This window comes from Pseudomonas sp. GV105 (genome assembly GCF_003058185.1).
GTDB classification, from domain to species: domain Bacteria; phylum Pseudomonadota; class Gammaproteobacteria; order Pseudomonadales; family Pseudomonadaceae; genus Aquipseudomonas; species Aquipseudomonas veronii.
In genome coordinates, this window is the sequence record NZ_QBUF01000003.1 from 278,723 (window position 1) to 290,965 (window position 12,243).

The 12,243-nt window shown below is 60.1% G+C and carries 13 protein-coding genes; all 13 read right to left on the bottom strand.

What is annotated here, in order from left to right; all coding sequences use genetic code 11:
- Nucleotides 1-172: 172 nt before the first annotated feature.
- The 13 genes from C8K66_RS07480 to fdx all read right to left on the bottom strand — a co-directional run bounded on the left by C8K66_RS07480 (nt 173) and on the right by fdx (nt 12,242).
- Nucleotides 173-964 carry an amidohydrolase gene (locus C8K66_RS07480; RefSeq protein WP_017846169.1) on the bottom strand — a complete coding sequence of 264 codons (792 nt, stop codon included), beginning with the start codon at nt 962-964 and terminating at the stop codon, nt 173-175.
- Nucleotides 952-2,100 carry a pyridoxal phosphate-dependent aminotransferase gene (locus C8K66_RS07485; RefSeq protein WP_057004578.1) on the bottom strand — a complete coding sequence of 383 codons (1,149 nt, stop codon included), beginning with the start codon at nt 2,098-2,100 and terminating at the stop codon, nt 952-954. Before C8K66_RS07485 ends, C8K66_RS07480 begins: the two co-directional genes overlap by 13 nt.
- Nucleotides 2,101-2,214: 114 nt before the next feature.
- On the bottom strand, nt 2,215-3,684 hold the full coding sequence (gene der / locus C8K66_RS07490; protein ID WP_017846171.1) for a ribosome biogenesis GTPase Der: 1,470 nt from the start codon (nt 3,682-3,684) through the stop codon (nt 2,215-2,217).
- Nucleotides 3,685-3,943: 259 nt separating this feature from the next.
- Nucleotides 3,944-5,095, bottom strand: coding sequence for an outer membrane protein assembly factor BamB (gene bamB / locus C8K66_RS07495; RefSeq protein ID WP_017846172.1), 1,152 nt, complete (start codon nt 5,093-5,095; stop codon nt 3,944-3,946).
- Nucleotides 5,088-5,729, bottom strand: a complete 642-nt coding sequence (locus C8K66_RS07500; RefSeq protein WP_046382180.1) for a YfgM family protein — start codon at nt 5,727-5,729, stop codon at nt 5,088-5,090. Before C8K66_RS07500 ends, bamB begins: the two co-directional genes overlap by 8 nt.
- Nucleotides 5,730-5,770: 41 nt before the next feature.
- Entirely contained in the window at nt 5,771-7,060 is a 1,290-nt protein-coding gene (hisS, locus tag C8K66_RS07505; protein ID WP_079444636.1) for a histidine--tRNA ligase, read from the bottom strand.
- Between the two features lie 23 nt (nt 7,061-7,083).
- Nucleotides 7,084-8,193 (bottom strand): flavodoxin-dependent (E)-4-hydroxy-3-methylbut-2-enyl-diphosphate synthase, encoded by a 1,110-nt coding sequence (gene ispG, locus C8K66_RS07510; protein WP_017846175.1) that lies wholly within the window; start codon nt 8,191-8,193, stop codon nt 7,084-7,086.
- A 2-nt stretch (nt 8,194-8,195) separates the two neighbouring features.
- Nucleotides 8,196-9,221, bottom strand: coding sequence for a RodZ family helix-turn-helix domain-containing protein (locus tag C8K66_RS07515; protein ID WP_108524510.1), 1,026 nt, complete (start codon nt 9,219-9,221; stop codon nt 8,196-8,198).
- The gene (gene pilW, locus C8K66_RS07520; protein ID WP_057004580.1) at nt 9,221-9,979 is read right to left on the bottom strand and encodes a type IV pilus biogenesis/stability protein PilW; all 759 of its coding nucleotides are present in this window, start codon (nt 9,977-9,979) and stop codon (nt 9,221-9,223) included. Before pilW ends, C8K66_RS07515 begins: the two co-directional genes overlap by 1 nt.
- 12 nt (nt 9,980-9,991) lie before the next feature.
- A complete protein-coding gene (gene rlmN, locus C8K66_RS07525; RefSeq protein ID WP_017846178.1) occupies nt 9,992-11,140 on the bottom strand; it encodes a 23S rRNA (adenine(2503)-C(2))-methyltransferase RlmN in 1,149 nt (382 codons plus the stop codon).
- Between the two features lie 28 nt (nt 11,141-11,168).
- The gene (gene ndk / locus C8K66_RS07530) at nt 11,169-11,594 is read right to left on the bottom strand and encodes a nucleoside-diphosphate kinase (protein WP_017846179.1); all 426 of its coding nucleotides are present in this window, start codon (nt 11,592-11,594) and stop codon (nt 11,169-11,171) included.
- Between the two features lie 91 nt (nt 11,595-11,685).
- A complete protein-coding gene (gene iscX, locus C8K66_RS07535; protein WP_017846180.1) occupies nt 11,686-11,886 on the bottom strand; it encodes a Fe-S cluster assembly protein IscX in 201 nt (66 codons plus the stop codon).
- A 14-nt stretch (nt 11,887-11,900) separates the two neighbouring features.
- Nucleotides 11,901-12,242, bottom strand: coding sequence for an ISC system 2Fe-2S type ferredoxin (fdx, locus tag C8K66_RS07540; RefSeq protein WP_104904502.1), 342 nt, complete (start codon nt 12,240-12,242; stop codon nt 11,901-11,903).
- Nucleotide 12,243 lies beyond the last annotated feature (1 nt).

Below are 12,243 nucleotides of genomic sequence, written 5' to 3' on the forward strand. Positions count from 1 at the left end.
ACACACTGAGCGCTGACATGCAAAAGGCCCCTGGGTGAGAACTCAGGGGCCTTTTTTGTTGGGCTTTGGATGTGTGTGGTCTGTTGGGGCCTCATCGCGGGCAAGCCCACTCCCACATTTTGACCGTGTTCGGCTCGAATGTGGGAGTGGGCTTGCCCGCGATAGCGGTCTGTCAGACAAACTGAAAAGTATCGGCATCCAGGTTCGCCGGAAATTTGCTGCGGTAAGCCGCCAATTCATCCGCTTTGAGGCACACCGTAAACACCCCGTCCGCCTCCCCCGCACTCAACAGGCTCTCACCCTGGAAGTCCAGCACCTGGCTATCCCCGGTATAAGCGAAGCCTTTGCCGTCGGTACCCACCCGATTCACCGCCGCCACATAACACAGGTTCTCGATCGCCCGCGCTGGCAGCAACCGGTTCCAATGCTGGCGTCGCGCCCCCGGCCAGTTGGCGGTGTACAGCAGCAGGTCAGTATCCTGGGCGTCACGACTCCACACCGGAAAACGCAGGTCGTAGCAAATCAATGGGCGAATACGCCAGCCCTTTATCTCGAACAGCACCTGGCGCTCGCCGGGCGTGTAGTGATTGTGCTCGCCGGCCATGCGGAACAGGTGGCGCTTATCGTAATGCAGCACCTCGCCATCCGGCCGCGCCCATAACAGACGGTTGCGGTGGCTGCCGTCGGCGGCCTGGATGATCACACTGCCGGTGATCACCGCGTTGTACTTCGCCGCCTGGCTCTGGAGCCAGCGATGGGTCGGGCCATTTTCCGGTTCGGCCTGGGTGGCCGAGTCCATGGAGAAACCGGTGGTGAACATCTCCGGCAGGATGATCAGGTCAGCGCCACGAGCCTGTTCCAGCAACAGTTCGAAGTGATCGAGGTTGGCCTGGCGGTTGTGCCAGGCCAGGCTGGTCTGGACCAGGGCGATGTTCAGGTCGGGTAGTGCATTCAGATCACGCATAGTTTCTCAGCTGCTTGTTGCAGCGTCTCCTCGCGTTTGGCAAAGCACAGGCGCACCAGGCGCTGGCCTTGGGGTGGATGCTGGTAGAACACCGAAACCGGGATCGTCGCTACGCCATGCTCGCGGGTCATCCACAACGACATGGCGACGTCATCCAGGTCTGGGCGAATCGCTGAATAATCCACCAGTTGGAAGTAAGTACCGGTGACCCGGGTAAAGCTGAAACGCGACGGCGTCAACAGGTCGCAGAACAGGTCGCGCTTGGCCTGGTAAAAGGCCGGCAGTTCTTCGACGTGTTCCGGGTGTTCGGCCATGAAGTCTGCCAACGCGTACTGCAGCGGGGTCACGCCGCAGAAGTTGACATATTGATGCACCTTGCGCAATTCGACGGTCAGTGCCGGTGGCGCGACCACGTAGCCGGTTTTCCAGCCGGTGACGTGATAGGTCTTGCCGAAGGAACTGACCACGAACGCACGTTGATACAGTTCTTCGTGGGCCAGCACGCTGACATGAGGCACACCGTCAAACACCAGATGTTCGTAGACCTCATCGCTGACCAGGTAAATATCGCGGTCGCGGATCAAGGCCGCCAACAGGTCCAGCTCGGCACGGCTGATCAGTGCGCCGGTGGGGTTATGCGGCGTGTTCAGGATGATCATGCGCGTGCGCGCAGACAACGCCGCCTGGATCTTTTCAAAGTCGAGGCTGAAGTTTTCCAGGTTCAGTTGCACATGCACGCAGCGACCGCCGGCCAACTCGACCGAAGGCTCATAACTGTCGTAGCACGGGTCGAACACGATGACCTCATCGCCGCTGCGGATCACCGCCTGGATCGCGCAGAAGATCGCCGCCGTGGCTCCGGGCGTGATCGTCACTTCGCTGTCGGGGCTGACCGTGGCGCCATAGCTGCGCGCGATCTTGGCCGCCACTTGCTGGCGCAGGGCTGGCAGGCCGGTCATCGGTGCGTATTGGTTATGGCCGCTGGCGACATGCTTGCCCACGGCATCGAGCAAACCCTGCGGGCCATTGAAGTCAGGGAAGCCCTGGGACAGGTTGAGCGCGCCGGTTTCGGCAGCGAGTTGCGACATGGTGGTGAAAATGGTCGTGCCGACATTTGGCAGCTTGCTGTTGATCATCGGAGGCCCCTGCAGGTGAACCCCAAGTTTTAAGCTGCCAACTGCATCGGGTCAAGGCGCAAACCACCACGCACAAAAAAGGGCCCGTAAAGAGCCCTTTTTGCGAGGTCGGAATCAGCGCTTGTCGCGGCGCTTCTTGTCGGCCTTCTTGTGGTGAGTCATCAAACGACGCTTCTTGTTCACCTGACGGTCAGTCAGTGTGTTCTTGTTGCCTTCGTATGGGTTCTCGCCACCCTTGAACTCGATGCGGATCGGCGTACCGACCAGCTTCAAGACACGGCGGTAGGTGTTTTCCAGGTAACGCACGTAGGATTTAGGCACCTTCTCGATCTGGTTACCGTGGATCACGATAATCGGCGGGTTGGCACCACCCAAGTGGGCGTAACGCAGTTTGATCCGGCGGTTGTTGACCATCGGCGGTGCGTGCTCGCCGACCGCGTCTTCGAGGATCTGGGTCAGACGGTTGGTCGGCCAGCGGGTGACCGCGGACTTGAACGAGTTCTGTACGGACGCGTAGAGGTTGCCCACGCCGGTACCGTGCAGTGCCGAGATAAAGTGGATATCGGCGAACTCGACGAAGAACAGACGACGCTGCAGTTCGATCTTGACGAAATCGCGCTCGCTCGGCGTCATGCCGTCCCACTTGTTGATCGCGATCACCAGCGCCCGACCTGCCTCAAGGGCGAAGCCCAGCAGGTTGAGGTCATGGTCCACCACGCCTTCGCGGGCGTCCATCACGAAGATCACCACGTTGGCGTCTTTGATCGCCTGCAGGGTTTTCACCACGGAGAACTTTTCAACTTCCTCGTGGATCTTGCCGCGCTTGCGCACACCAGCGGTGTCGATCAGCGTGTACTTCTCGTCGTTACGCTCGAACGGGATGTAGATACTGTCGCGAGTAGTGCCGGGCTGGTCATACACGATGACCCGGTCTTCACCGAGCATACGGTTGACCAGGGTCGACTTGCCGACGTTGGGACGGCCGATGATGGCGATCTTGATACCGTCTTTTTCGCTCGGGCCCGGAATGCGCTTGGCTTCCTCACCTTCGGCGACGACCTCTTCTTCGCCCTCTTCTTCCTCGGCGTCATCCTTAGGGAAGTCGCGCAGGGCGATTTCCAACATCTGGGTGATGCCGCGACCGTGGGCACCGGCGATCGGGATCGCGTCGCCCAGGCCCATCGGGCTGAATTCGGCACGGGCCATTTCAGGATCGATGTTGTCGATCTTGTTGGCGACCACGTAGGAACGCTTGTTGCGCTTGCGCAGGTGCTCGCCGATCATCTGGTCGGCAGCGGTGTAGCCCGCGCGGGCGTCCACCAGGAACAACACGACATCGGCTTCTTCAATGGCCAGCAGCGACTGCTCGGCCATCTTTTCATCCATGCCATGCTCGTCACCGGAGATACCACCGGTGTCGACAATAATGTAGGAGCGCCCTTGCCACTTTGCCTCACCGTATTGGCGATCACGGGTCAGACCGGACAAGTCGCCGACAATGGCGTCGCGAGTCCTGGTCAGGCGGTTGAACAAGGTGGACTTGCCGACGTTAGGTCGGCCCACCAGGGCGATTACGGGAACCATGCGGCTCTCCACTTCGTTATTTCAGAAAATACAAAAGCCGCTGCAAGGCAGCGGCTGGTGCTCGGGGCGGCATTTGAAATGCCACATACCCTGCCCGACACTGGTTCCTGTAGGAGCGAGCTTGCTCGCGAAAAACCTGAGGACGCCGCGTTTATCCAGAAACCCGCGTGAGCGTTGACGTCCTTCGCGAGCAAGCTCGCTCCTACATTAAGCAATGAAGCAGGGCCGCCTGGGGGTAACCCCAAGCATAGTCAAACCTTTACTTGATGGTCAGGGCTTCCAGCTTGCCGCTGTTGCCAAACACATAAAGCATGTTACCCACGACCAGCGGACGCGCACGCAGGCCGTCGCTGTCGATGCGCTCGCGACCCACAAAGCGACCGTCTACCTGGCTCAGCAGGTGCAGGTAGCCTTCGAAGTCGCCTACCGCTACGTAGCTGGAGAACACTTCCGGTGCCGACAGTTGACGGCGGGCCAGAGAGTCGTTGCTCCACAGCGCAGTGGTGGAACGTTCGTCGACACTTTCAACGGTGCCGGACGACAGGCTTACGTAGACGCTGCCAAACCCTTGGGCGACACCGGCGTAGCTGGAAGCATCACGCTGCCAGTTGACGCGGCCGCTTTGCAGGTCCAGTGCCGCGACACGGCCCTGGTAGGTAGCGACGTAGAGGGTTTCGCCGGACAGCAGCAAGCCACCGTCGATGTCGACGACGCGATCCAGTTCCGAACGACCTTGCGGGATCGCCACACGCGTTTCCCAGATAGGCACGCCGTTCTGGGTATTCAGGGCGACCACTTTACCGGTCGACAGGCCCGCAACGGCCAGATTATTGGTCACAACCGGACCACTGGTACCGCGCAGGGTCAGCACCGCAGGGGTGCTGTCGTACAACCAGCGTTGGGCGCCAGTGCTGGCGTCGAGGCCGATCACACGGTCGTCCTGGGTTTGCACCACGACGATGTCGCCGTTGGTGGCAGGCGGTGCGAGAACTTCACTGGTCACGCGAGCGCGCCATTTCTCTTCACCGGTGCTGGAGTCCAGCGCCACGACTTCGCCCTTGAGCGTGCCGAGCATGACCATGCCGTAACCCACGCCGACGGCGCCGGATACAGGCAGTTCGAGGTCTTTCTTCCACTTCACGTCGCCGTTCATGCGATCCATGGAGATCACCACGCCGGTCACGTCAGCGGCCACAATGTTGTCACCGTCGATTGCCGGTACCAACATGTTGTAGGTTTCGCCCTGACCGTCACCGATGGAGCGGCTCCACTGCTTTTGCAGGACCACTTCTTCCTTGAAGCTGGTCAGCTCGGCCGGAGGCAGTTCTTTTTTACTGTTGCTGCTGCAACCCGCGGCCAGAACGGCCAGAGCCAGCAATGCTGCATGTTTCCAACGGATCACGTCACGCATCCCCTTTGGCCAAGTCGTCGAGCTTGATTTGTAAGCCACCGACCGCCGCTTCATCAGACAGCGCCGCCTTGGCTTTTTTGTACGCAGCATTGGCTTCGTCGGTACGACCCAATTGGACCAACAGGTCACCCTTGAGCTCTTCGCGAGTGGCTACAAATGCCTTGTCAGCGTCGCCGTCGAGCAGTTTGAGTGCTTCGTCGGCCTTGTTCTGTGCCGCCAATACCTGAGCCAGGCGCTGACGTGCGATTTCACCCAGGGTCGGGTTGGTCGGCTTGTCGGCGATGGCCTTCAGTTCGGCGACGGCGTCATCCAGCTTGCCGGTGTCGACCGCGACTTTCGCGACGAACAGGCTACCGTATTGGGCGTAGGTGCTACCGCCAAATTCGCTCTTGAGCTTGCCGGCCAGGTCTGCCACTTGCGCAGGATCGGGCTTGCCGCTCGGCGTCAGCGTGCTTTCCAGCAATTGCTGATAGAGGATCGAGGCGCCTTGGGACTGGTTGGCCTGATACTTGTGCCAGGCTTGCCAGCCGAACACCACCACTAAAGCCAGCAGGCCGCCGGTAACCAGGGGCTTGCCGTTACGCTGCCACCAGTCCTTGAACTCGGCCAGCTGCTCATCATCAGTACTCGACACCCCAACACTCCTTAATCGCTAAATTCGGCTGTTCGACAGCTTCAACCCTGCACGACGCAGGTGGCCAAGTGCGCGGCGAGCGCATCAAAGGCAATGTTCTGTTGCTCGCCCTGGCCACGCAGGGGTTTGAAACCTATCACTTGCTGGGCCAATTCGTCATCGCCGAGGATCAGTGCGTACAGCGCACCGCTCTTGTCGGCCTTCTTGAACTGGCTCTTGAAGCTGCCGGCGCCGGCATTGATCTGCAGGCGCAGGTTCGGCAACTGGTCGCGCACTTTTTCGCTCAGGGCCAGGGCAGCCAGTTCGGCGGCCTCGCCAAAGGCGCACAGGTACACATCCACCTGACGGGAGATTTCTTCCGGAACCTGTTCCAGGGTTTCCAGCAGCAGGATCAGGCGCTCGATACCCATGGCAAAACCCACGCCGGGGGTCGGCTTGCCGCCCATCTGCTCGACCAGGCCATCATAACGGCCACCGGCACACACGGTGCCCTGGGCGCCGAGCTTGTCGGTGACCCACTCGAACACGGTCTTGCTGTAGTAATCGAGGCCGCGCACCAGTTTCGGGTTGATCACGTAAGGAATCCCGGCGGCTTCCAGGCGCGCCTTGAGCCCCTCGAAGTGGGTGCGGGATTCGTCGTCCAGGTAATCGGCCATCTTCGGCGCATTGACCAGCACGGCCTGCGTGTCGGCGTTCTTGGTATCGAGGACGCGCAACGGGTTGGTTTTCAGACGGCGCTGGCTGTCTTCGTCCAACTTGTCCAGGTGGGCAGACAGGTACTCGACCAGGGCGATGCGATATCGGCCCCGGGACTCACTGGTGCCCAGGCTGTTGAGTTCAAGCTTGACCGCATCGCGGATGCCCAGCAGGCCCCACAGGCGCCAGGTCAGCACGATCAGTTCGGCGTCGATGTCCGGACCGTCGAGGTTGAACACTTCCAGGCCGATCTGGTGGAACTGGCGATAACGGCCTTTCTGCGGGCGCTCGTGGCGGAACATCGGCCCGATGTACCACAGCTTCTGCGGCTGGCCACCGCCGGTGAGGCCATGCTCGAGCACGGCGCGCACGCACGCGGCGGTGCCTTCCGGACGCAAGGTCAGGGAATCACCGTTGCGGTCTTCGAAGGTGTACATCTCTTTTTCAACGATGTCGGTCACTTCACCGATGGAGCGCTTGAACAGCTCGGTGAACTCGACGATCGGCATACGGATCTGTTTGTAACCGTAGTTATCCAGCAGACGCGCAACGGTGTTCTCGAAGTAGCGCCACAGCGGCGTCTGCTCCGGAAGGATGTCGTTCATGCCACGAATGGCTTGCAGAGACTTGCTCACATCTATTCCTTAAATTCGCTGGATCAGCCGCGCGCGATAACTGCAGCGTCAGCCTCGACCTTTTCGGCCGCTTTCTGGCGGATCAGTCTTTCGAGCTCATCCACCAGATTGTCATTCGTCAGTTTCTGCGACGGCTTGCCGTCGATGTAAATCAGGTTCGGCGTGCCGCCGGTCAAGCCGATATGGGCTTCCTTGGCTTCACCCGGCCCGTTGACCACACAACCGATCACCGCGACATCCAGCGGCACCAGCAGGTCTTCGAGGCGCCCTTCCAGTTCGTTCATGGTTTTCACCACGTCGAAGTTCTGCCGCGAGCAGCTCGGGCAGGCAATGAAGTTGATGCCACGGGAACGCAAATGCAGGGATTTGAGAATGTCGTAACCGACCTTCACTTCCTCTACCGGGTCTGCCGCCAGGGAGATGCGGATAGTATCGCCAATCCCTTCGGCGAGCAGCATACCGAGACCCACCGCAGATTTCACTGTGCCTGAGCGCAAACCGCCCGCTTCAGTGATACCCAGGTGCAGCGGCTGCACGATTTCCTTGGCCAGCAGGCGGTAGGCTTCTACCGCCATGAACACGTCGGAGGCCTTTACGCTGACCTTGAAGTCCTGGAAGTTCAGACGCTCAAGGTGTTCAACGTGGCGCAGCGCCGATTCAACCAGCGCGGCCGGGGTCGGCTCGCCGTATTTTTTTTGCAGGTCTTTTTCCAGGGAACCGGCGTTGACGCCGATGCGGATCGGAATCCCGCGATCACGGGCAGCATCCACCACCGCGCGCACACGGTCTTCGCGACCGATGTTGCCCGGGTTGATGCGCAGGCAATCGACGCCCAGTTCGGCCACGCGCAAAGCGATCCGGTAGTCGAAGTGGATGTCGGCAACCAGCGGCACCTTGACCAGTTGCTTGATGCGGCCGAAGGCTTCGGCGGCATCCATATCCGGTACGGAAACCCGCACGATGTCGACGCCGGCGGCTTCCAGACGGTTGATCTGGGCGACGGTGGCAGCGACATCGTTGGTGTCGCTGTTGGTCATGCTCTGTACCGCGATGGGGGCGTCGCCACCCACCGGCACCGAGCCGACCCAGATCTTGCGCGATACGCGACGTTTGATTGGAGATTCGCCGTGCATGACTATTGTCCCAACTTCAGGCGAGCAGTTTCGCCACTGGTGAACGGCGCTACGTCGACAGGCTGGCCGTTGTAGGCCACTTGCGCGCCACGGGCAAAGCCCAGACGCAGCGTCAAAGGAGGCTTGCCGCCCTGGTCGAGCGTATCTCCCTTACGCTTCAGACCGCTAAACAGCACTTTGCCATTGCCATCGCTGAGTTGCGTCCAGCAGTCAGCAACGAAGGTAATTTGTACGTGCCCGTCACCGGCGATCAACACGGGAGTGGTCGGCGGCGAAATCGCGGGGGCCGTCGGGGCGGCGGCAGGCGCTGGCGCCTGCACGGGAGCGACCGGGGCGGTGGCTTGCGCCACAGGCGCCGCCGGAGTGTGCGCCGGTGCAGCCGGTACGACCGGGGCGTGCGCCGGTACGGCTGGAGCCGGCACCGCAGCAGTGGTGGCCGCCGGGGCCGATTCCGCCGCGGGTTGCTCGGCCCTCACTGGCGCTTCGGGTGCAGCCTGACCTTCGGCGACAGCCTGGTCTTCCGGCTCGTCCAACGGGTGAATCTGCGTGGTGCCGTCGGCGCTTTCGACTTCGACGTGCTCCATGGCGTTGCTGGTCAGGTCCTTGGTGCGCTGGGAGGCCTGGTCCTGCCACCAGACGAAACCGCCACCAATCACGGCGATCAGCAGCAGCAGGCTGACGATGCGCAGGATCGTGTGGGACACCCGCACCGGCTCTTCGATGCGCCCCAGGCCATGGACGTTGCTGCCCTGGGAGTCGGTGCCGGTGACCTGGTCGAATTGCTGGACCAAGATGGCCTGGTCGATACCCAACAATTTGGCGTAGGCGCGGATATAGCCGCGGGCGAAGGTATGCCCAGGCAGCTTGTCGAACGCGCCGGCTTCCAGGTTGCCCAGGGACGTGGTGGTCAAATTGAGCTTGAGGGCCACTTCCGCCAGCGACCAACCATTGCTTTCGCGGGCCTGACGCAAGGTGTCGCCTGGGTTTACGCGATTAGCTGCTACAACTTCCGGGTGCGCCGCTTTCATCATTGCTCCGACAGGTATTGCTGATATTCCGGCGTACCGGGATAGAGTCGTTCGAGTTGCTGGCCATAACGTGCGGCCGTGTCGCGTTCTTCATGAACCGTCGCCAGGCGCACACCGAGCAATAGACTACGTGCATTTTGCCCGCTGAGCAGGCTAAAACGTTCGTAATAGTCACGTGCCGGCACATAATGCCTGTCTTCGTAAGACAACTCAGCCATTTCGAGCAAAGCGCGAGGCTGGCGACTGTTCAGGTGCAGGGCTTTTTCCAGGTGTTGGCGCGCGATGTCACGCTGGCCGAGACGCTTGGAGGCCACCCCAAGGTTCTCGAACACGCGCGACCGTTCTGGGTAGAGGGTATCGGCGCTGGCTTGCTGGAAATAACGGGAAGCCTGGTCATAGCGTTTCTGCTCGAACAGGAAGCTGCCGTAGTTGTTCAGCAGCCGGGGATCGGCAGGACGGGAAGCCAGGGCCTTGCTGAAATACTGCTCGGCCAACTCAGGCTCGGCCTGGGCCTGGAACACCAGGGCGAGTGCGCCATTGGCCTCGGCATCGTCGCCGTCCAGTTCAAGGGCCTTTTTCAACGGCACCTTGGCCTGCTCGCTCATGCCCTGGCGCAGGTAACCCAAGCCCAGTTGCACATAAGCCACTCGCGCCTCTTCGCGGCCCTTGCCGGTTTGCAAAGGGCTGTCATAGCCCGATGAAACACAACCGGCCGCGAGACCGGTAACAAGCAAAAGCAGCGCAAGGCGCAAGGGCATAGAGATCCTCTCTCAGGTTCGAGTCGCGGCGCTTTGCGGCACATCGTCGGCGGCGCTCAGTTCGCGCACGGCGATATAACGTTCGCTGCGACGGGTGCGATCCAGCACCTGTCCTACCAATTGGCCACAGGCGGCATCGATGTCTTCACCACGGGTGGTACGCACGGTGACGTTGAAGCCGGCCTGGTGCAGTTGATCCTGGAAACGGCGGATGGCGTTGTTGCTCGGCCGCTCATAGCCAGAATGGGGAAACGGGTTGAACGGAATCAGGTTGATCTTGCACGGGATGTTCTTGAGCAACTCGATCATCTCGATCGCGTGTTCGACCTTGTCGTTGATGTCCTTGAGCAAGGTGTACTCGATGGTCAGCACGCGCTTTTCGCCCAGGGACGACATGTAGCGCTGGCAAGATTCAAGCAGCATCTTAAGCGGATACTTCTTGTTGATCGGCACCAATTGGTTACGCAATGCGTCGTTGGGTGCGTGCAGCGACAACGCCAGGGAGACGTCGATGTGCTTGGACAGCTCATCGATCATCGGCACCACGCCGGAGGTCGACAGGGTCACACGGCGCTTGGAGATGCCGTAACCCAGGTCGTCCATCATCAGGTGCATGGCCGCGATCACGTTGTCGAAGTTCAGCAGCGGCTCACCCATGCCCATCATCACCACGTTGGTGATGGCACGGTCGACGGTCGCCGGGACGCTGCCAAAGGATTTGTTGGCAATCCACACCTGGCCGATGACTTCGGCGGCGGTGAGGTTGCTATTGAAGCCTTGCTTGCCGGTGGAGCAGAAACTGCAGTCCAGGGCACAGCCTGCCTGGGACGAAACGCACAAGGTGCCACGTTTGCCCTGGGGAATGTAGACGGTCTCGACGCAGCTGCCGGACGCCACGCGCACCACCCACTTACGGGTGCCGTCGCTGGAGATGTCCTCGCTGACAACTTCGGGACCACGGACCTCGGCAATAGCCTTGAGCTTGTCGCGCAGGGCCTTGCTGACGTTCGTCATGGCGTCGAAATCATCGACGCCAAAGTGGTGAATCCATTTCATTACCTGACCGGCACGGAAACGCTTCTCCCCGATCGAGTCGAAGAATTTTTCCATTTCCTGTTGAGTCAGACCCAGCAGGTTGGTTTTTACAGTCGATGTAGTCATGGATTCACCTTCACTCTTAAGCCAATGCTTAGCGAGTGGTTACTTCAGTAGCTGCGAAGAAGTACGAGATTTCGCGGGCAGCAGCGGCTTCGGAGTCCGAACCGTGTACAGCGTTGGCGTCGATGGAATCAGCGAAATCAGCACGGATGGTGCCGGCAGCTGCTTCTTTAGGGTTGGTAGCGCCCATCAGCTCACGGTTCAGAGCGATAGCGTTTTCGCCTTCCAGAACCTGAACGACAACAGGACCGGAGATCATGAAGGCAACCAGGTCGCCGAAGAAGCCACGAGCGCTGTGCTCAGCGTAGAAGCCTTCAGCTTCAGCCTTGGACAGTTGCTTGAGTTTCGAGGCTACAACCTTCAGGCCGGCTTTTTCGAAACGAGTGGTGATCTCGCCGATGACGTTTTTTGCAACAGCGTCAGGCTTGATGATGGAGAAAGTACGTTGAACAGCCATGGTGTAACTCCAGAAACGGTAATTTGCGAAAAATTAAACCCGCGAATTATACGCGGGTTCTTGGGTATTGCCTAACTGCGTAAAGGAGGCGTCAGTCCTGTTCTTCTTTCCAGGCAGTCTGGATCGCTTCCAGGACCTTTTCACCGCCGCGGTCGCGCTCATCGTCAAACCCAGGCAAAGCCATGACCATGTCACGCAAAGCGACAAAGTTCAGCGAGTAGGGATCCATATCCGGATTGCCATCGGCCAACAGGATAGCGATCTCTTGCACATCAACCCATTTAAGACTCATGACACTTCCTTGAATCAATGCGGCGCTTCGGCCGCATGGTTGAGCGAATATTTCGGAATTTCGACGGTGATGTCTTCGGTCCCGACCTTGGCCTGACAGCTTAGGCGAGAAGTCGGCTCCAGGCCCCAGGCACGGTCAAGAAAGTCTTCTTCCAACTCGTCAGCTTCTTCCAGAGAGTCGAAACCCTCGCGAATGATGCAGTGACAAGTGGTGCAAGCGCAGACACCGCCGCAGGCACTTTCGATCTCGATGTGGTTGTCATGGGCAACTTCGAGGATGGACTTGCCGGTCTCAGCCTCCACGACCATACCGTCCGGGCAATGCTCGGCGTGTGGCAGAAAAATGACCTGCGGCATC

Bases quoted from the DNA above. Each gene is read 5' to 3' on its own strand.
- der (WP_017846171.1), bottom strand. From the start codon at position 3,684: ATGGTTCCCGTAATCGCCCTGGTGGGCCGACCTAACGTCGGCAAGTCC.
- iscX (WP_017846180.1), bottom strand. From the start codon at position 11,886: ATGAGTCTTAAATGGGTTGATGTGCAAGAGATCGCTATCCTGTTGGCC.
- ispG (WP_017846175.1), bottom strand. From the start codon at position 8,193: ATGCACGGCGAATCTCCAATCAAACGTCGCGTATCGCGCAAGATCTGG.
- bamB (WP_017846172.1), bottom strand. From the start codon at position 5,095: ATGCGTGACGTGATCCGTTGGAAACATGCAGCATTGCTGGCTCTGGCC.
- rlmN (WP_017846178.1), bottom strand. From the start codon at position 11,140: ATGACTACATCGACTGTAAAAACCAACCTGCTGGGTCTGACTCAACAG.
- pilW (WP_057004580.1), bottom strand. From the start codon at position 9,979: ATGCCCTTGCGCCTTGCGCTGCTTTTGCTTGTTACCGGTCTCGCGGCC.
- C8K66_RS07515 (WP_108524510.1), bottom strand. From the start codon at position 9,221: ATGAAAGCGGCGCACCCGGAAGTTGTAGCAGCTAATCGCGTAAACCCA.
- ndk (WP_017846179.1), bottom strand. From the start codon at position 11,594: ATGGCTGTTCAACGTACTTTCTCCATCATCAAGCCTGACGCTGTTGCA.
- C8K66_RS07485 (WP_057004578.1), bottom strand. From the start codon at position 2,100: ATGATCAACAGCAAGCTGCCAAATGTCGGCACGACCATTTTCACCACC.
- fdx (WP_104904502.1), bottom strand. From the start codon at position 12,242: ATGCCGCAGGTCATTTTTCTGCCACACGCCGAGCATTGCCCGGACGGT.
- C8K66_RS07480 (WP_017846169.1), bottom strand. From the start codon at position 964: ATGCGTGATCTGAATGCACTACCCGACCTGAACATCGCCCTGGTCCAG.